The following is an 802-nucleotide window of genomic DNA, read 5'->3' on the forward strand; positions in this document are numbered from 1 at the left end:
CTTAAATGAATTTCCAGAACAGAAACACTTAACGGATGCTCTGGCTGCGGCCGTGAGAGACGATCCTGTGCCTATTGCCCCTGAAAAAAGACACCCATTAAAAATCTCCGTTGTTTATCCAGGGCAGCAGATTTCCGATTACTGGATAAGAAACATCGACGCGTTTGAGAAGCGCTTAGATAAACTCAATATTGATTACCAAATCAATCAAGTGTTTACGCGACCAAACGCCGATATCAAACAACAAAGCCTTTCTTTGATGGAAGCACTGAAAAGCAATTCCGACTACTTAATTTTTACACTCGATACGACCCGACATCGTAAGTTTGTCGAACACGTTTTAGATTCCACCAAAACCAAACTTATCCTGCAAAATATCACGACGCCAGTCCGTGAATGGGAAACTCGACAGCCTTTTATGTACGTCGGTTTCGATCACGCTGAAGGCAGTCGCGAACTCGCTGTGGAGTTTGGCAAGCAGTTCCCGAAAAATACCCATTACAGCGTTTTGTACTTCTCTGAAGGCTACATTAGCGATATCCGTGGTAACACATTCATTTACCAAGTGAACCAAGACAGTCAGTTTGAACTACAATCTGCTTACTATACAAAAGCGACAAAACAGTCCGGGTATGAAGCTGCAAAAGCGAGCTTGAAAAAGTACCCAGATGTCGAGTTCATTTATGCTTGTTCTACCGACGTTGCGTTAGGTGCCGTCGAAGCACTGTCTGAACTTGGCCGTGAAGACGTTATGATTAATGGCTGGGGCGGTGGTTCTGCTGAGCTAGACGCTATCTTAAAA

At 44.1% G+C, this 802-nt stretch carries 1 protein-coding gene; it reads left to right on the top strand.

Annotated elements, in window-relative coordinates:
* The coding region (locus tag R7093_RS24930; protein ID WP_318146980.1) for a substrate-binding domain-containing protein at nucleotides 1–802 on the top strand (802 nt) is incomplete at both ends.

It is taken from the genome of Vibrio sp. 1580, assembly GCF_033340055.1.